The following is an 18094-nucleotide window of genomic DNA, read 5'->3' as shown; positions in this document are numbered from 1 at the left end:
GCCCCCTGACCAGATCGCTACGCCCGCACCAGCATGAACACCGCCACCCCCAGGCAAACCCCGGCAAACCCCACCTGCAACGCCCGCGCCGGCACCTTCGCGCAGAACCGTCGCCCCAGGATCATCCCGACGATACTCGCCGCAATGAACGCCGCCCCAACCCGGTCGATGCTCACCCCGGCATGAAACGCGCCGACCACGCCAATCAACGAAACCAGGCTGATGACCATCAAGGACGTGGCGACGATGCCGCGCATCTGCACGTCGGTAAGTTGCTTGAATGCCGGCACGATCAAGAAACCGCCGCCCACGCCCAGCAAACCTGAGACCATTCCCGTGACCGCGCCCAATGCCGACAGCGTGGCGGTGCAGCGCGGTGTCCAGGCCAGCCGCCCGGTCTGGCGATCGAGCATGCAATTCTTTTGGCCCCAGCTGGCCGCGCCGTGATCGCTGGGGCCCGGCTGCGAGGTTTCCCGGCGCAGCATGCGCGCCGCCACCAGCACCATCAGCAGGCTGAACAGGACCATCAGGATTTTTTCCGAAAGCTGGTGGGCGAAGTAAATGCCCACTGGCGAGAACACAGCGCCCAGCAAGGCGATTAACAGCGCCGCGCGGTAACGCACCAGGCCATGGCGCAAGCCATCGATGGCGCCCACCGCCGCCGCGCTGCCCACCGCGAACAGTGCCACCGGCGCGGCCTGGGTCATGCTCCAGCCCAGGCCCAACACCAGGGCCGGGACGGCCAGGATACCCCCGCCCGCCCCCGTCAGGCCAAGAACCAGGCCCATCACCACACCGAAAAAACCTGCCAGTAACATAAGGGTCTCTCAAGCCGCGCACGTCTGTTGTCAGGCGTGATCGCATTTGCAGGACGCGGTGGCCCTCACTTAAGCTGCGGACCATATGTCGTAAATCTTGCGCATTGCAACCGCTTCTTCTTGCACAGGTCCGCTGCCATGCCCGCGCAGATCCAAAGCTTCCTCGATCCCGCTTCAAAGACCTACACCTACGTGGTTTACGAACACGACGGCGGGCAATGCGCGGTGGTCGACCCGGTGCTCGACTACGATCCGGCATCGGGCCGCAGCGGTACCGCACAGGCTGATCGAGTGATCGCTTATGTGCGCGAACATCAATTGACGGTGCAATGGCTGTTGGAAACCCATGCCCATGCTGATCACCTGTCCGCCGCACCTTACCTGCGTCGCGAACTGGGCGGCAAGATCGCCATTGGCGAGTCCATCGGCCAGGTGCAGAACGTGTTCAAGTCCCTGTTCAACCTGGAACCACACTTCGCCGTCGACGGTTCGCAGTTCGACCACCTGTTCGCGGCCGACGAGTCCTTCCTGATCGGCAATCTCGAGGCCACTGCGCTGCACGTGCCCGGTCACACCCCGGCGGACATGGCCTACCTGATCGATGGCGACGTGATCCTGGTGGGCGACACGCTGTTCATGCCGGACGTGGGCACCGCCCGTTGCGACTTCCCGGGCGGCAATGCCCGTCAGCTTTACGCCTCGATTCGCAAGTTGCTGGCCTTTCCCGCCAGTGTGCGGCTTTACGTGTGCCACGACTATCCGCCGGAAGGACGCGAGCCCCAATGCATGAGCACCGTGGGTGAGCAGCGCCAGTACAACATCCACGTACGCGATGGCATCGATGAGGCGTCGTTCGTGACCATGCGTACCCAGCGCGACAAGACACTGGGCATGCCGACGCTGCTGTTGCCGGCGATCCAAGTGAACGTGCGGGCGGGCCACCTGCCGCCGGCGGAGGGCAATGGTGTGACGTACCTGAAGATTCCCCTTAATCAGCTATGAAATGCTGTCCATCAGGCAGCAGAGGGACCGCACAACGGATGCCTTAGACCACTGGTCGGCACTGTTATTTCTGTCAGGTGTCAGCCTCATGATTTGTATCTATTTTCCTGTATGACAAAACAGGAGGCATTTTATGAAACCCTCATCGACACAAATATCTAATAACTTCCTTTGCTCTGGCTCCGAGTGGCGGATGGCAATCATCCTCCGGGTTGCATTCGGTCTTCTATTTTCAATGTCATTGTTCTTTCAAAGCAACGTTCAGGCAGCGGTAGTTGCCGGAGGCATGGCTAAGATAGACCGTAACTTTATGTCGACGACCAATGGTTACAACGACATCGAGTTTTCCATTATCATCACAAAAGAACCCGGATTCAATGGACACACTTATTGGGGCCATCGATTCTTCTTCAAGAACGGTGAGGGCGGTCATATGGGTCTACAGGCCCGCACAGCCAATGAGAGGCTGCTGATTTTCTCGGTCTCGAAAGCCACCGGCTGGAAACATACCACAGCCTCCAATTGCGTTTTTATTTCTCACGAAGGCAATGGCGTTCAATGCTGGATAACCTATCCCTGGAAGGCGGGCGTGAACTATAAATTGCGTGTATCGGCTACCGCGCCTGACCAATGGAGCGCAACCATCACAGATACCTCGAGTGGCGTTTCAACTGCGGTAGCAACTGTCGAAGTCCCCGTCCAGTGGAACGGCTTATCCGAACAAGTGACTGATTTCCTGGAGGACTATGCCCAAGGAGCACAGGCCAGGCCATCCTGCCAATCGGTGCCTTCCACCTCTGCTCTTTTCTACCCTCCACGAGCGAATTCAGGCACCGTCGCGCCACTCGGCTCCACACCCACCACCTATGGTCTCTGCCAAGGAATCGCTTATTCATCTTGTAGCAACGATGGGGTCTGCACCGCCTCGGCAAATCATGCCTCGTCGCCGGAACCGGTCGTATCGAAAAAAGTAATGGAAGTCATCGGATCACGCTGCATGTCCTCCGTCTGGACGCTCAATTTCGTTCCGAAAAATGGTGATGGGAATATACCGCGTGCGGAGGGCAACATTAAATATGATGTGTCCGACACCGATTATGCGCCGTTGGTCACGCTACCCACGGAAGCATGCAAAGGCGTCAAGATCGTGCTGAGTAGTCGTACCCAAAAAACAGTAAAACTTTTATTGGGCAATACTAATGCAGGTAAAGATTCGATCATGTTATTGAACGGAGACCAATTCGAGTTTGTCTTCGATCCGGCCATTCAGAAATGGAAAGCATCCAAGCTACCAGTCCGATAGTTACCCTGTGACTCGTCTGATCTCAGAAATGACCTGAAGTAGATTGTAAAGCAATTCACTAAGTGTCTGAGTCAAAGCTGGGCTTATCCGAAAATCCGATGCCAGACCTCTGGTATCGGATTTGTTATGTCTGTTCAACAGGACCTGCTCGACCTCAGCGACCTATCACCTCTGAGCACCTTCACCCATTATGAAAGCAGATTGAGACTTTCAGGCCGCTCGCCGCCGCGAACGCTGCCTAAGTCGCTAACGTCATGCCATTGGCCGGCAACGGCAACGCAGTCTTGTAGCGCACCTGCTTGAGCGCAAAGCTGGAGCGGATGTTCGCCACGCCCGGGACCTTGGTCAAAAAGTCCATCATGAACCGCTCCAGCGACTGAATGGTCGGCACCAACACACGGATCAGGTAATCAGGATCGCCGGCCATCAGGTAGCACTCCATGACCTCCGGCCGGTCGGAGATGGCCTCCTCGAAGTGCTGCAACGCCTCTTCCACCTGCTTCTCCAGGCTGACATGGATAAACACGTTGACGTGCAACCCCAGCAAGTCGGCGTCCAGCAGCGTGACCTGCTCGCGGATCACCCCAAGCTCTTCCATGGCTCGGACGCGGTTGAAGCATGGCGTCGGTGACAGATTGACCGAGCGAGCGAGATCGGCGTTGGTGATCCGGGCGTTGTCCTGAAGGCTGTTCAGAATGCCGATATCGGTGCGATCCAATTTGCGCATGAGGCAAAATTTCCTGTTTTTTATCGTTGTGCAGATTTTTTATCTGCAAATGATCTGAACAGCAAGGCAACAGAGAAAAATATTCTTCTTCGTCGAGCCTATGATTGTTGTAGGACAATTTCCCACCTACCCAGGGAAATTCGTCAGCTAGCGCGCCCACTACAAGAAATTCACAAGATCGAGCGTAGAAAGCCATGAACCCAGCGTACGAACCGCTACGCCTGCACGTCCCAGAACCCTCGGGCCGTCCCGGCTGCAAGACCGACTTTTCCTATCTGCATCTGTCCGATGCCGGCACGGTGCGCAAACCTCCCATCGACGTCGAACCCGCCGACACCGCTGACCTGGCCCGCAGCCTGATCCGCGTGCTCGATGACCAGGGCAATGCCTTGGGCGAGTGGGCTGCGGACATCCCCGTCGAGATCCTGCGCAAGGGCATGCGGGCCATGCTCAAGACGCGCATCTACGACAACCGCATGGTCGTCGCCCAGCGCCAGAAAAAAATGTCGTTCTACATGCAAAGCCTTGGCGAAGAAGCCATCGGCAGCGCCCAGGCCTTGGCATTGAACATTGACGACATGTGCTTCCCCACCTACCGCCAGCAAAGCATCCTGATGGCCCGGGAAGTGCCGCTGGTGGACCTGATCTGCCAACTGCTGTCCAACGAGCGCGACCCGCTCAAAGGCCGGCAATTGCCGATCATGTATTCGGTCAAGGACGCCGGCTTCTTCACCATTTCCGGTAACCTCGCCACGCAATTCATCCAGGGCGTGGGCTGGGGCATGGCTTCGGCGATCAAGGGCGATACCAAGATCGCCTCGGCCTGGATCGGTGACGGCGCCACCGCCGAATCGGACTTCCACACCGCCCTGACCTTCGCCCACGTCTACCGCGCCCCGGTGATTCTCAACGTGGTCAACAACCAGTGGGCGATTTCCACCTTCCAGGCCATTGCCGGCGGTGAAGCCACCACCTTCGCCGGGCGCGGCGTCGGCTGCGGCATCGCCTCCCTTCGCGTCGATGGCAACGATTTCATGGCGGTCTACGCCGCTTCGCGCTGGGCCGCTGAACGCGCCCGCCGCAACCTCGGCCCGGCGCTGATCGAATGGGTCACCTACCGCGCCGGCCCGCACTCCACTTCCGACGATCCTTCCAAATACCGCCCCGCCGATGACTGGAGCCATTTCCCCCTGGGCGATCCAATCGCCCGCCTCAAGCAGCACATGGTGAAGATCGGCCAGTGGTCCGAAGAAGAGCACGCGGCCGTCACCGCCGAACTCGAAGCCGAGGTGATCGCCGCGCAGAAAGAAGCCGAGCAGTACGGCACCCTCGCCGGCGGGCAGATTCCAAGCGCCGCGACCATGTTCGAAGACGTCTACAAAGAGATGCCGGAGCACTTGAAGCGCCAGCGTCAGCAGTTGGGGATCTGACATGAACGATCACAACAACAATATTGCGTTGGACACCGCCATGACCACTACCACCATGACCATGATCCAGGCTCTGCGCTCGGCCATGGACGTGATGCTTGAGCGCGACGATAACGTCGTGGTGTTCGGCCAGGACGTGGGCTATTTCGGTGGCGTGTTCCGCTGCACCGAAGGCCTGCAGAACAAGTACGGCACTTCACGGGTGTTCGACGCACCGATTTCCGAAAGCGGCATCGTCGGCGTGGCGGTGGGCATGGGCGCCTACGGGCTGCGGCCGGTGGCCGAGATCCAGTTCGCCGACTACGTCTACCCGGCGTCGGACCAGATCATTTCCGAAGCGGCGCGCCTGCGCTATCGCTCGGCCGGCGAGTTCACCGCGCCGATGACCCTGCGCATGCCCTGCGGCGGCGGGATCTATGGCGGCCAGACCCACAGCCAGAGCATCGAGGCGATGTTCACCCAGGTCTGTGGCCTGCGCACCGTCATGCCGTCCAACCCCTACGACGCCAAGGGTCTGCTGATCGCCTCCATCGAGAACGATGACCCGGTGATCTTCCTCGAACCCAAGCGCCTGTATAACGGCCCGTTCGACGGCCACCATGACCGCCCTGTAACGCCATGGTCCAAGCATCCGCAGGCGCAAGTGCCGGACGGTTACTACACCGTGCCACTGGACGTCGCCGCCATCACCCGTCCGGGCAAGGACGTGACGGTGCTCACCTACGGCACCACGGTCTATGTCTCCCAAGTGGCGGCCGAAGAGACCGGCATCGACGCGGAAGTCATCGACCTGCGTAGCCTCTGGCCGTTGGACCTGGACACCATTGTCAAATCGGTGAAGAAAACCGGCCGTTGCGTGGTTGTCCACGAAGCCACCCGCACCTGCGGTTTCGGCGCAGAGCTGGTCTCGCTGGTGCAGGAACACTGCTTCCACCACCTGGAAGCGCCCATCGAGCGTGTCACCGGTTGGGACACCCCCTACCCGCATGCGCAGGAGTGGGCGTATTTCCCTGGGCCGTCCCGTGTGGGCGCGGCGTTGAAACGGGTCATGGAGGTCTGAATGGGCACGCACGTTATCAAGATGCCGGACATCGGCGAAGGCATCGCGGAAGTTGAGTTGTCGGTGTGGCACGTCAAGGTGGGCGACATGGTCGTCGAGGACCAGGTACTGGCCGACGTCATGACCGACAAAGCGATGGTGGATATCCCCTCGCCAGTGCATGGCCGGGTCATCGCCCTGGGTGGCGAGCCGGGTGAAGTCATGGCGGTGGGCAGCGAGCTGATCCGCATTGAAGTGGAAGGTGCGGGCAACCTGAAGGAGTCCTCGCAACCGGCTCCGGCTCCGGTTGCTGCTGCTGCGCAAGCACCGAAGCCAGCGCCAGTGGCAACGCCTGAACCGGTGATGGCAAAAACCGCCGCACCCCGCTGCACCCCGCAAGCCCCAGTGGCACGTGACCCCGACGAGCGCCCACTGGCCTCGCCGGCCGTGCGCAAGCACGCATTGGACCTCGGTATCCAGCTGCGCCTGGTCCAGGGCAGCGGCCCTGCCGGGCGTATTTTGCATGAAGACCTGGAAGCCTATCTGGCCCAGGGTCCCTCGACCCAGGCCAAGGGCGGTTCGGGTTACGCCGAACGCCATGACGAGCAGCAGATCCCGGTGATCGGCATGCGCCGCAAGATTGCCCAGCGCATGCAGGAAGCAACTCAACGCGCCGCCCATTTCAGCTACGTCGAGGAAATCGACGTCACCGCGCTGGAAGAGCTGCGGGTTCATCTGAACGAAAAACACGGCGCCAGTCGCGGCAAGCTGACCTTGCTCCCCTTCCTCGTCCGCGCGTTGGTCGTGGCCCTGCGCGACTTCCCGCAGATGAACGCCCGTTATGACGACGAAGCCCAGGTCATCCATCGCTGCGGCGCAGTGCATGTCGGCGTTGCGACCCAGAGCGATGTCGGCCTGATGGTGCCCGTGGTGCGTCACGCCGAAGCCCGCAGCCTGTGGGACAGCGCGGCGGAGATTTCGCGCCTGGCCACGGCCGCCCGCAATGGCAAGGCCAGTCGCGATGAGCTCTCCGGCTCGACCATCACCCTGACCAGCCTCGGCGCACTCGGCGGCATTGTCAGCACACCGGTGCTGAACCTGCCGGAAGTGGCGATCGTCGGCGTGAACAAGATCGTCGAGCGGCCTGTGGTGATCAAGGGCCAGATCGTGGTCCGCAAGATGATGAACCTCTCCAGTTCCTTCGATCACCGGGTGGTCGACGGCATGGACGCGGCGCAATTTATCCAGGCCCTGCGCGGCTTGCTCGAACAACCTGCCACCCTGTTTGTGGAGTAGGCGATGCAGACTTTGAACACCAAGTTGCTGATCATCGGCGGCGGTCCCTGCGGCTACGTTGCGGCGATTCGCGCCGGCCAGCTGGGCATTGAAACGATCCTGGTGGAGGGCCAGGCGTTGGGCGGTACCTGCCTGAACATCGGCTGTATCCCGTCCAAGGCATTGATCCATGTGGCCGAGCAGTTTCACCAGACTCACCACCACAGCCAGGGCTCGGCCTTGGGTATCACCGTGTCGGCGCCAACCCTTGACATCGGCAAGAGCGTGGAATGGAAGGACGGCATTGTCGACCGCCTGACCACTGGTGTCGCCGCGTTGCTGAAGAAGAACAAGGTCCAGGTCATCCACGGCTGGGCCAGGGTCATCGACGGCAAGACCGTCGAGGTCGGCGACACGCGCATCCAGTGCGAGCACCTGCTGCTGGCTACCGGCTCGAAAAGCGTAGAACTGCCCATGCTGCCGATTGGAGGGCCGATCATCTCGTCCACTGAAGCCCTCGCCCCCACCTCGGTGCCCAAGCACCTGGTAGTGGTCGGCGGTGGTTATATCGGCCTGGAGCTGGGCATCGCCTATCGCAAGCTCGGCGCGCAAGTCAGCGTGGTCGAGGCCCAGGAGCGGATCCTGCCGGCCTACGACGGCGAACTGACCCAACCGGTACACGAGGCGCTCAAGCAGTTGGGCGTGAGGCTGTACCTCAAGCACAGCGTCGAAGGTTTCGATGCCCAGGGCAGCACTTTGCAGGTGCGTGATCCCAACGGCGACACGTTAAACCTGGACACTGACCGGGTGCTGGTGGCGGTTGGACGCAAACCCAACACCCAAGGCTGGAACCTTGAAGCCCTGGACCTGGCGATGAACGGCTCGGCGGTGAAGATCGACAACCATTGCCAGACCAGCATGCGCAACGTCTGGGCCATCGGCGACCTGAGCGGCGAACCGATGCTCGCCCACCGGGCCATGGCCCAGGGCGAGATGGTCGCCGAGCTGATCGCCGGCCAGCATCGCGAATTCAACCCGACGGCCATCGCGGCGGTGTGCTTCACCGATCCGGAAGTCGTCGTTGTAGGCAAGACGCCGGACGAGGCCAAGGCTGCCGGGCTCGATTGCATCGTGTCGAGCTTCCCGTTCGCCGCGAACGGCCGGGCGATGACCTTGGAATCGAAAAGCGGTTTCGTGCGCGTCGTGGCGCGCCGGGACAATCACTTGATCGTCGGCTGGCAAGCGGTTGGCGTGGGGGTGTCGGAGCTGTCCACCGCGTTCGGCCAGTCCCTGGAAATGGGCGCGCGCCTGGAAGATATCGCCGGCACTATCCACGCCCATCCGACGCTGGGCGAAGCGGTGCAGGAAGCGGCGTTGCGGGCGTTGGGGCATGCGTTGCATTGTTAACGGCAGTTATACCGTGGCGAGGGAGCTTGCTCCCGCTGGGCCGCGAAGCGGCCCTGAATCTGGCGACGGGTTTATTCAGTCACACCGCGTCTAACGGGTTACGACTGCTTCGCAGCCGAGCGGGAGCAAGCTCCCTCGCCACGGGGGAGTCGGCTGGAAATATCTCCTGCTCCTCATCGAGCAAGCTGCGAAACACCCCCGGAATGAAGTATTGTTGTCCCCATTCAAAACGTCAGAAGCTTGAACCGTTTCGACGGTTGTCAGGAAATAGAGGGTGTCATGGGTAACGAGAGCATCAATTGGGACAAACTGGGCTTTGACTACATCAAGACCGACAAGCGCTACCTGTCGCATTGGCGCGATGGCGCCTGGGACGCGGGCACCCTGACCGACGACAACGTGCTGCACATCAGCGAGGGCTCCACCGCCCTGCACTACGGTCAGCAATGCTTCGAAGGCTTGAAGGCCTATCGCTGCAAGGACGGTTCGATCAACCTGTTCCGTCCGGACCAGAACGCCGCCCGCATGCAGCGCAGCTGCGCCCGCCTGCTGATGCCGCATGTCGACACCGAGCAGTTCGTAGAAGCCTGCAAGCAAGTGGTCCGCGCCAACGAGCGCTTCATCCCGCCGTACGGCACTGGCGGCGCGCTGTACCTGCGCCCGTTCGTGATTGGCGTGGGTGACAACATCGGCGTGCGCACCGCGCCCGAGTTCATCTTCTCGATCTTCTGCATCCCGGTCGGCGCCTACTTCAAGGGCGGCCTGACCCCGCACAACTTCCTGATCTCCAGCTTCGACCGCGCTGCCCCACAGGGCACCGGCGCGGCCAAGGTCGGCGGCAACTACGCCGCGAGCCTGATGCCCGGTTCCCAGGCCAAGAAGGCCAGCTTCGCCGACTGCATCTATCTGGATCCGCTGACCCATTCGAAAATCGAAGAAGTCGGCTCGGCCAACTTTTTTGGCATTACCCACGACAACAAATTCATCACCCCCAACTCCCCTTCGGTCCTGCCGGGCATCACCCGCCTGTCGCTGATCGAACTGGCGAAATCGCGCCTGGGCCTGGAAGTGATCGAAGGCGACGTGTTCATCGACAAGCTGTCGGATTTCAAGGAAGCCGGCGCCTGCGGTACCGCTGCGGTGATCACGCCGATTGGCGGCATCAGCTACAAGGACAAGCTGCACGTGTTCCACAGCGAAACCGAAGTCGGCCCGATCACTCAGAAGCTCTACAAAGAGCTGACCGGCGTGCAGACCGGCGACGTGGAAGCGCCCGCGGGTTGGATCGTCAAGGTTTGATCCAAGCCCCTCTGGGCAGGTGAATTTTTTCAGTAAAAAAGCCCACCCCTGTCATAGCAAGGGTGGGCTTTTATGCATCTGCGTTCAGTTACTCTTGCCGCAATACCGGCGATCGCCCCCAACGCTGGCGAAACCAACCGTAACCGCTTACCAGCAAGATCCCACTCAAAACCAGCGCAGCGCCAACAATAAAGTTCGGCTCCAGCGGCTCATCCAGCAACCAGACGCCAAACCCGATGCCGAACAGGGGCGTCATGAACGACAGCACCCCCAATTGCGACGCCAGATACCGGCGTAGCAGCGAAAACCAGATCAGGAAGCTGGCGAAGGACACCAGCAACACCTGGAACGCCATGCTCGCAATAAGAGATGGCGTGGGGTTGATTGTCGTTTGCCCCAGCGCTGCCGACATGCCGATCAGCAGCACCCCGGCGCCCACCAACTGGTACAGCAGCGTCTGGCTGGCCGGCAGGTCCGTCAGCCGCGAACAGCGTACCGTCACGGTGGTCGCGCCCCACAGCGCGCCGGCCAGCAAGCCCATGCCATCGCCGAGCAACGAACTGCCGTTCGCCGCGCCCGAACCGCCGCTAAAGGCGACCACAATGCCGCCGAAGGCAACGGCGATGCCCAGCCATTGCGCCGGTTTGAGACGCTCGCTTGGCAACTTCCAGTGCAAACCGAGGGCGGCGAACATCGGTGCGGTGTAGAGGAAAATCACCATGTGCGAAGCCGTCGTGTGGCGCAGGCCCTCACCCACCATCACGAACTCCAGGGCGAACAACAACCCCACCAACAGGCCCGGGCGCCAACTGCCGTCGGTCAGGGACAGGCGTTCACCGCGCGCCAGCACCAACAGCCAGACCAGTACCGCGGCGATGGCCGAGCGCACCCCCAGTTGCAACATCGGCGCCATGTCGGCGGCGCCGGCCTTGATCGCGACTTGCTGGAAACCCCAGATGGCACAGAGGCCGGTCATCAGGGCGATGACCTGGCCATCCAGGGCACGGCGGGTGGTCATGGAAAGGTCCTCGGGCAGAAAAGAGATGAAAGGATTGTCTGCCTGACACCTTTGCTGGATATAGTGAAAACCCGACAAGCCATCCCGGTAATCCGCCATTGCGGTCGATATGCAGCCACCAGCCCAACACCTGAAGATTCCTCCGTTCGACGCGGCGCTACCCTCGGCGATTTTCTTCCGCAGCGCCTGCATGCCGGCCCACGCCACGTATCCCCGGCACCGGCATGCCTGGGGAGAGTTCGTCTATTCCTACAGTGGCGTGATGGAAATCGAAATCGCCCAGCACCATTACCTGGCGCCCCCGCAATACGGCATCTGGCTGCCGCCGGACATGGAACACGTGGGCTTCAATCGGCATGAAGCCTGCCATTGCTCGTTGTACCTGGCGGCCGAGCTGTGCGGTGCGCTGCCAGCCGTCCCCTGCGCGCTGACCCTGAGCCCGCTGATCCGCGCGTTGCTGGAAGAACTGCGCAGCGACCCGCCGAGCCAGCCACAGACGCCCGAACAGCAGCGCTTGTTGCAAGTGCTGGTGGACAAGCTGACGCAGGCGCCCCACGTCGGCAGTTACCTGCCCTCTTCGGATGATCCGCTGCTGGGTCCGGTGTTGCGGGCCTTGGAGGCCAATCCCAGCGACCCGCGCTCCTTGCCGCAACTGGCTCGCGCCGCCAACACCACCGAGCGCACACTGATGCGCCGGGCCCAGCGGGACCTGGGCATGTCCTTGGTGGAATGGCGCCAGCGCCTGAAAGTCATCGAGGCCCTGGCCCTGCTCGAACGTGGTCAGAGCGTGGAAACCATTGGCCTGGACCTGGGCTACAGCAGCGCCTCGGCGTTCATCAGCATGTTCCGCAAAATGATGGGCACCACGCCGGATGAATATCGGCGCCGCCATATGACTGCATGAATGAGCGGCCGCCTTCGCGAGCAGGCTCGCTCCCACAGGAAATCTCGGGTGGTCTTGAGTGTTGTGCTCAGCGCAAGTCCATTGTGGGAGCGAGCCTGCTCGCGATGGCGGTGGGTCAGCTTGCACAAGGATTGAATGCGCCGCCGTCATCGCGGGCGAGCCCGCTCCCACAGTTGATCTCGGGTGGTCTTGAGTGTTGTGTTCAGCGCAAATCCACTGTGGGAGCGAGCCTGCTCGCGATGGCGGTGGGTCAGCTTGCACAAGGATTGAATGCGCCGCCGTCATCGCGGGCGAGCCCGCTCCCACAGTTGATCTCGGGTGGTCTTGAGTGTTGTGTTCAGCGCAAATCCACTGTGGGAGCGAGCCTGCTCGCGATGGCGGTGGGTCAGCTTGCAAAAGGATTGAATGAGACGCCGCCATCGCGAGCAGGCTCGCTCCCACAGGAAATCTCGGGTGGTCTTGAGTGTTGAGTTCAGCGCAAGTCCATTGTGGGAGCGAGCTTGCTCGCGATGGCGCCAGTCGATATGGCATCGAATTCCGCATCGATCCCAAACCGCCCTGCCATTTCCTTGCGGCCGCTGGCCGTCAACCCCAGCGCCCGGCTGTCCAGGTCCTGGACCAGCCATTTACGCTTGATCGCCAGTTGCAGCAACGCCGCCCCCAAGGCACCGCCCAGGTGCGGCCGGCGCATGCTCCAGTCCAGGCATGGGCAGGCGAAACGGCGTCGTTGGGCCGTCAATGCCTGCACATCGATACCCAAGCCTTCGAACAGCGCCTCACCCGTTTCACTCAGCCGATACCCTTGGCCGTCCACCTCGACCAGCCACCCGGCTTCGAGCAAGCGGTCGTGCAGCCGCACCGCTAGGGTGCCCGCCATATGGTCGTAACAGGTGCGAGCAAACTGCAGGCGATCCGGCGTACGTGGGGTGAAGGTCGGCGCGGCGTCCTGGCCAATCACCATCAACGCCTCGAGGGCAGCGGCTACGCGTTTGTCGGCGAGGCTGTAATAACGATGACGGCCCTGCACATGCAAACGCACCAGCGCCGACTCCTTGAGCTTCGCCAGGTGGGCGCTGGCGGTGGAGGCACTGACATCGGCGATGCTTGCCAGCTCCGTGCTGGTGCGGGCGTGGCCATCCATCAGCGCGCAGAGCATTCGAGTGCGGGCCGGTTCGGCAATGGCCGCGGCTACCTGGGACACGCCCACATCGTGTTGCTCTGCGTTCATATTTCGCTCCCGGACGAATCAAGCCATGCGTCGACTGGAGATAGTAGCAGCACTCTCCCCGCACGAACGAGGCAACCATCATGGACCCGATCACCGCCGCGACACACGCCGATCCCTACCCATATTATTCGACCCTTCGCGCCAACGGCGGGCTGGACTTCGACCCACACTTGAATATCTGGGTCGCTAGCAGCGCCGAAGCGGTGTGCGCGGTCTTGCATCATCCCGACTGCCACGTGCGCCCCGCCCACGAGCCGGTGCCGAAGGCGATTGCCGAGGGGCCTGCCGGCCGAGTGTTCGGGCGCTTGATGCGGATGAACGAAGGTGAACGACAACGCTGCCCGAGGGCGGCCATCGCGCCGAGGTTGCAGGACATCGATCCCCGCCACCTCGAGGCGCTGGTGAAGGCGCGCTTGCTCAGGCATGGCGCCGAAGGCGTGCGCCAGGCGCAGTTCAGCGGCCCGGTCAGCGTGGTGGCGCAACTGCTGGGTTTCAATCCGACGGACAGTCACCTGATCAGCGAGCTGACGGGTGATTTCGTCGCCTGCCTGTCGCCCCTGAGCCAAGCTCCACAACGGGAGGCCGCCCACCGGGCCAGCGAGCAACTGGCAAGGCTTTTCCAGGAGCGGATCGTCGCGCGAGACAGTCAGTTATTGAACAGCATCTGCCAGGGCTTCGAAGACGCCGACCCAGACAGCCGGACCGCCAACCTGATCGGCTTGCTTTCGCAAACCCATGAGGCCACCGCAGGCCTGATCGGTAACGCATTGTTGGCGTTGATCCGTGATCCCGCGCTACATCAAGTGCTCCGGGACGACCCCACGCAGATCAACTCATTATTGGCCGAAGTCCAACGTTTCGACCCAGCCGTGCAGAACACCCGACGCTTCATCGCCGCGCCCTGCGAAATCCTTGGCGCTGCGCTGTCCCAGGGAGACGCAGTCCTGGTGCTGCTAGCCGCGGCCAACCGCGACCCGCAGCTCAACCCAGCGCCCGATACCCTGCTGTTGGATCGCCCGAATCGGCGCAGTTTCAGCTTCGGCAGCGGCCGCCACGAATGTCCAGGCCAGGCCCTGGCGATGGACATCGCCCGCGCATCCCTAGAGGCAATCCTGGAACGCACGCCGTGCCTGGATCAACTGGCCTGGCACTACCGCCCCTCGACCAACGGACGGATCCCGCTGTTCAGCGACCGGTCATGAACGAAGACGCCTCAATCGTCCCGCGTCAGGACTTCCAGCAACTCGATTTCAAAGCTGAGATTGGCGTTGGGCTTGATGTGGGCGCCCACGGACCGTTCACCGTAGGCCAGGTGCGCCGGTACCCAGAGTTTGCGCTTGCCGCCGACCTTCATGCCCATCAATCCGATATCCCAGCCCTTGATGACCCGGCCAGTGCCGATCACGCATTGGAAGGGTTTGCCCCGACTGTGGGATGAATCGAACTCTGTACCGTCTTCGAGGGTGCCGCGATATTGGGTGGTAATCAGCGCGCCTTTGACTACGCTTTTGCCGTCGCCCTCTTTTAAGTCGATGATTTGCAACTCGTCATTCATGGCGTTATTCCCGTGTGATCCAGGCGCGGGGTTTTCGCAGATATCTGCGCGACAGGCAACCTTTTGCGGCAAAGGGAACCGCAACGGCCACTTCGGTTCACATGGGTATCGACCCTGCATTTCAGATAAGGATTTTCTGATGATCGACTCACGCCCGCTCCACGGCTTCATTCCGCCTTACATCCTCAACCGCATTATCGCCCATGGCTCCGAGCAGCAGCGTTCCAGCGCCCTCGGCACCCTGACTCATGTCAAGAACCTGCGCCACAACCCAGGCCCTCCCAGCAACCCACCCGCGTCCGCCAAGCTGCCCAAGCCCGGCAAGGCCGGCCAACCACAGCGCAGCATCCACGACGCCCAGAACGGCATGGAACTGCCAGGCCAACCGGTGCGCCTGGAGGGTCAATCGCCCAGTGGCGACCCGGCGGTGGACGAAGCGTACGACGCCCTCGGCGCGACCTATGACTTTTTCTGGAGGGTGCTGGAGCGTGACTCCATCGATAACAAGGGGTTTGCCCTGGTCGGCAGCGTGCATTACGGCCAGGACTACGAAAACGCCTTTTGGAACGGCGCGCAGATGGTGTTCGGCGACGGCGATGGCGAGATCTTCCAGCGCTTCACCCGCTCCCTCGACGTCGTGGCCCACGAGTTGGCCCACGGCGTCACCGAAAGCGAAGCGGGCTTGATCTATGCCAACCAGTCCGGCGCATTGAACGAATCGATTTCCGATGTGTTCGGGGTACTGGTCAAGCAATTCGTATTGGGCCAGACCGCCGAGCAGGCCGACTGGTTGATCGGCGCGGACCTGCTCACCGACAAGATCAACGGTGACGGTTTGCGCAGCATGTCCAACCCCGGCACCGCTTACGATGACCCGCTGCTGGGCAAGGATCCCCAGCCGGCGCACATGCGCGAGTTCGTCATCACCCGCGAGGACAACGGCGGCGTGCACATCAACTCCGGCATTCCCAACCGGGCCTTTTATCTGGTGGCGACCGCGCTGGGCGGATTCGCCTGGGAAAAGGCCGGGAAAATCTGGTATGACACCTTGTGCGACAGGCAACTGGCCAACGACGCGTCCTTCAGCGCGTTTGCTCGCCTGACCATTGAGCACGCCCGCCAGCGTTTCGGCGAACGGGAAGTCAAAGCCGTCCAGGACGGCTGGGCACAGGTGGGTGTCGACCTGAACGAGGAGAACGGATGAAAACCCTGCCAGACCTTGATGACAAAGCGGTCGTAAAGCTGTCGCGCCAGGGCGGCGTGGCAGCCATCCATGCCCTGACCCGGCCCCGGGAAATCGAGTTCGCCCAATGCGACATCGACCAACGCACGCGCATCTGCTCGGTGCTGGAGGGGTGCCTGCCGCTCACCTCTTCCAGCCCTGGCCGGGGCGACCAGCGTTATTTCCAGATCGAGGTGCGTTACCGGGCCAACGACCAGGACGACGAAATGGTGCTGCAAGTGCCCGAGGACCGGGCACCTGGCGAGTTGGTTCATCTGTGGGATAAAGGCGAAGTGCTTTAGTGCTTTAACGTGTCGCCGGGACGATCTTGACGATGGCGCCGGACACGGTTTCGATCAGCAGGTACTTATCGTCGATATGCACCCATTGCTGCTCTTCTGTCGGCTGCTCGAGCTTTTTCTGCTTCCAGTCTTTCATGGCCCTGTCCGAGCGCTGGTAGTCCGCCGGGACCCGGTCGTTTTCCACCAGCCGGCGGCCATTGCTTGGCGAATGCTCCAGGGCGTCTCCGGTTTTCTCGACGGCTTGCGCGACAGGCCCAAAGGCTCCGAGGCCGGCGATCAAGACGAGGCTGGCGATGAGGGTGGGTTTGCGCATAGAAGAACTCCAATTAATTCAAGGTACTGAATCTGGGACTTCGGCGACGGCGAATCATTCCTTTTACTGTTGCTTCTGAAGGCCCCATTCCCTTGTGCCGGCTATGGCATAGTGGCGAGCCTTGGCCCAACACCCGCCGGACGGACCCAACATGAGCACCACCACCTCTTCCCCAGCCCTCAAGGAAATCTTCAACAACGCCCGCCTGGAACACATCGCCACCGAAATGCGCGCGGTGTACCCGGCGTTCGATGCCAAGGCGTTCCTGGACATGGCCAACGATGGGCTGGCGCAGTTGTCGGTGATGCAGCGCATGGCGCGGGTCAGCGAGTGTCTGCATACGGTCTTGCCGCTGGATTACGAATCATCGCTGGAAGTACTGCGTGCCCTGGCGCCGCGGTTGAACAGCATGTTCGTGAGCATGTTCCTGCCGCACTACGTGGCGTCGTACGGTCGGCATGCCTTCGAAGCGTCCATGGACGCGCTCAAGTATTTCACCCGGTTCGGCTCCGCGGAATTCGCCGTGCGGCATTTCCTGCGCGATGACCTGGCAGGTACTTTAGAAGTGATGCATGAATGGGCACTGGACGCCAACGAGCACGTGCGCCGCCTCGCCAGCGAAGGCAGCCGCCCGCGCCTGCCCTGGTCATTCCATCTGGAGCCGATCCAGGCCAACCCGGAACTCGCCGCCGCCATCCTCGATGCGCTTAAGGCCGACGACAGCCTGTACGTGCGCAAATCCGTCGCCAACCACCTGAACGATGTGACCAAGCAGCATCCCGACTGGGTCCTTGACCGCATCGAAGGCTGGCCGCTCCAGGAGCGCCACACCGCCTGGATCGCCCGGCATGCCCTGCGCAGCCTGATCAAGCAAGGTAACCCCCGGGCGCTGGCGGTCATCGGAGCGGGAGGTAAGGCGCAGGTCGAGGTCTCGGATCTGCAAGTGCTGCCGGCGGTGATTCGCCTGGGCGAGCAGGTCACGTTGTCGTTCAAGGTGCAATCGACTTGTCCCGAGAACCAACGCTTGGTGATCGATTATGCGATCGATTACGTAAAAGCCTCGGGCGGTACGTCGGCCAAGGTGTTTAAACTCAGGACCTTCGACCTGCCCGCCCTGGCGTGCGCCAACCTCAGCCGCTCCCAGCACATCCGCGAGCTGACCACGCGCCGACACTATGAGGGCCGGCATGCGGTGCATGTGCTGATCAATGGCGAGCGGCTGGGCAGCACCGCGTTCGACATCGTCCCCTGA

At 61.8% G+C, this 18094-nt stretch carries 18 protein-coding genes; 12 read left to right on the top strand and 6 right to left on the bottom strand.

Annotation, left to right across the window (positions count from 1 at the left end; translation table 11 throughout):
• Nucleotides 1-17 precede the first annotated feature (17 nt).
• Nucleotides 18-818 carry a sulfite exporter TauE/SafE family protein gene (locus M1D68_RS10195; protein ID WP_457970204.1) on the bottom strand — a complete coding sequence of 267 codons (801 nt, stop codon included), beginning with the start codon at nucleotides 816-818 and terminating at the stop codon, nucleotides 18-20.
• Nucleotides 819-956: 138 nt separating this feature from the next.
• Between M1D68_RS10195 and M1D68_RS10190 the strand changes: the two genes are divergently transcribed.
• Nucleotides 957-1820: an MBL fold metallo-hydrolase gene (locus tag M1D68_RS10190; protein WP_457970203.1), complete on the top strand. Its 864-nt coding sequence runs from the start codon at nucleotides 957-959 to the stop codon at nucleotides 1818-1820.
• 133 nt (nucleotides 1821-1953) lie between these two features.
• Complete coding sequence (locus M1D68_RS10185) at nucleotides 1954-3123, top strand: DUF3472 domain-containing protein (protein WP_457970201.1); 1170 nt, start codon at nucleotides 1954-1956, stop codon at nucleotides 3121-3123.
• A gap of 238 nt (nucleotides 3124-3361) precedes the next feature.
• Here the strand turns inward: M1D68_RS10185 and bkdR are convergent, their stop codons facing one another.
• Entirely contained in the window at nucleotides 3362-3850 is a 489-nt protein-coding gene (gene bkdR / locus M1D68_RS10180) for a Bkd operon transcriptional regulator BkdR (RefSeq protein WP_434563543.1), read from the bottom strand.
• 194 nt (nucleotides 3851-4044) lie between these two features.
• On the opposite strand from bkdR, the gene M1D68_RS10175 reads away from it, so the two are divergent.
• The 5 genes from M1D68_RS10175 (at nucleotide 4045) to M1D68_RS10155 (ending at nucleotide 10300) form a co-directional block, all read left to right on the top strand.
• Entirely contained in the window at nucleotides 4045-5280 is a 1236-nt protein-coding gene (locus M1D68_RS10175) for a 3-methyl-2-oxobutanoate dehydrogenase (2-methylpropanoyl-transferring) subunit alpha (protein WP_434610886.1), read from the top strand.
• Nucleotide 5281: 1 nt separating this feature from the next.
• The gene (locus tag M1D68_RS10170) at nucleotides 5282-6340 is read left to right on the top strand and encodes an alpha-ketoacid dehydrogenase subunit beta (RefSeq protein ID WP_305500321.1); all 1059 of its coding nucleotides are present in this window, start codon (nucleotides 5282-5284) and stop codon (nucleotides 6338-6340) included.
• A complete protein-coding gene (locus M1D68_RS10165) occupies nucleotides 6341-7615 on the top strand; it encodes a dihydrolipoamide acetyltransferase family protein (protein WP_457970198.1) in 1275 nt (424 codons plus the stop codon).
• Between the two features lie 3 nt (nucleotides 7616-7618).
• A complete protein-coding gene (gene lpdA, locus M1D68_RS10160) occupies nucleotides 7619-9001 on the top strand; it encodes a dihydrolipoyl dehydrogenase (RefSeq protein ID WP_457970196.1) in 1383 nt (460 codons plus the stop codon).
• Between the two features lie 279 nt (nucleotides 9002-9280).
• Nucleotides 9281-10300, top strand: coding sequence for a branched-chain amino acid aminotransferase (locus tag M1D68_RS10155; RefSeq protein ID WP_420764472.1), 1020 nt, complete (start codon nucleotides 9281-9283; stop codon nucleotides 10298-10300).
• Nucleotides 10301-10388: 88 nt separating this feature from the next.
• Here M1D68_RS10155 and M1D68_RS10150 read toward each other — a convergent pair whose 3' ends face one another.
• The gene (locus M1D68_RS10150) at nucleotides 10389-11318 is read right to left on the bottom strand and encodes a DMT family transporter (RefSeq protein ID WP_434563535.1); all 930 of its coding nucleotides are present in this window, start codon (nucleotides 11316-11318) and stop codon (nucleotides 10389-10391) included.
• A gap of 109 nt (nucleotides 11319-11427) precedes the next feature.
• Here M1D68_RS10150 and M1D68_RS10145 point away from each other — a divergent pair, with 109 nt between their 5' ends.
• Complete coding sequence (locus M1D68_RS10145; protein ID WP_420764474.1) at nucleotides 11428-12222, top strand: AraC family transcriptional regulator; 795 nt, start codon at nucleotides 11428-11430, stop codon at nucleotides 12220-12222.
• Nucleotides 12223-12694: 472 nt separating this feature from the next.
• Here the strand turns inward: M1D68_RS10145 and M1D68_RS10140 are convergent, their stop codons facing one another.
• The gene (locus M1D68_RS10140; protein ID WP_457970194.1) at nucleotides 12695-13450 is read right to left on the bottom strand and encodes an ArsR/SmtB family transcription factor; all 756 of its coding nucleotides are present in this window, start codon (nucleotides 13448-13450) and stop codon (nucleotides 12695-12697) included.
• Nucleotides 13451-13530: 80 nt separating this feature from the next.
• Between M1D68_RS10140 and M1D68_RS10135 the strand changes: the two genes are divergently transcribed.
• Nucleotides 13531-14652, top strand: a complete 1122-nt coding sequence (locus tag M1D68_RS10135; protein WP_457970192.1) for a cytochrome P450 — start codon at nucleotides 13531-13533, stop codon at nucleotides 14650-14652.
• Nucleotides 14653-14663: 11 nt separating this feature from the next.
• Here the strand turns inward: M1D68_RS10135 and M1D68_RS10130 are convergent, their stop codons facing one another.
• A complete protein-coding gene (locus tag M1D68_RS10130) occupies nucleotides 14664-15005 on the bottom strand; it encodes an FKBP-type peptidyl-prolyl cis-trans isomerase (protein WP_434610870.1) in 342 nt (113 codons plus the stop codon).
• Nucleotides 15006-15144: 139 nt separating this feature from the next.
• Here M1D68_RS10130 and M1D68_RS10125 point away from each other — a divergent pair, with 139 nt between their 5' ends.
• Entirely contained in the window at nucleotides 15145-16209 is a 1065-nt protein-coding gene (locus M1D68_RS10125) for a M4 family metallopeptidase (RefSeq protein WP_420764478.1), read from the top strand.
• Entirely contained in the window at nucleotides 16206-16529 is a 324-nt protein-coding gene (locus tag M1D68_RS10120; protein ID WP_434563527.1) for a protealysin inhibitor emfourin, read from the top strand. The genes M1D68_RS10125 and M1D68_RS10120 overlap by 4 nt, the downstream gene beginning before the upstream one ends.
• Before the next feature lie 4 nt (nucleotides 16530-16533).
• On the opposite strand, the gene M1D68_RS10115 is transcribed toward M1D68_RS10120, so the two are convergent.
• On the bottom strand, nucleotides 16534-16842 hold the full coding sequence (locus tag M1D68_RS10115; protein ID WP_434563525.1) for an RcnB family protein: 309 nt from the start codon (nucleotides 16840-16842) through the stop codon (nucleotides 16534-16536).
• Nucleotides 16843-16993: 151 nt separating this feature from the next.
• On the opposite strand from M1D68_RS10115, the gene M1D68_RS10110 reads away from it, so the two are divergent.
• Nucleotides 16994-18094, top strand: a complete 1101-nt coding sequence (locus tag M1D68_RS10110; RefSeq protein ID WP_445571643.1) for a DNA alkylation repair protein — start codon at nucleotides 16994-16996, stop codon at nucleotides 18092-18094.

This window comes from Pseudomonas sp. R4-84 (assembly GCF_054130985.1).
This window is presented reverse-complemented; position numbering and strand designations above follow the sequence as displayed.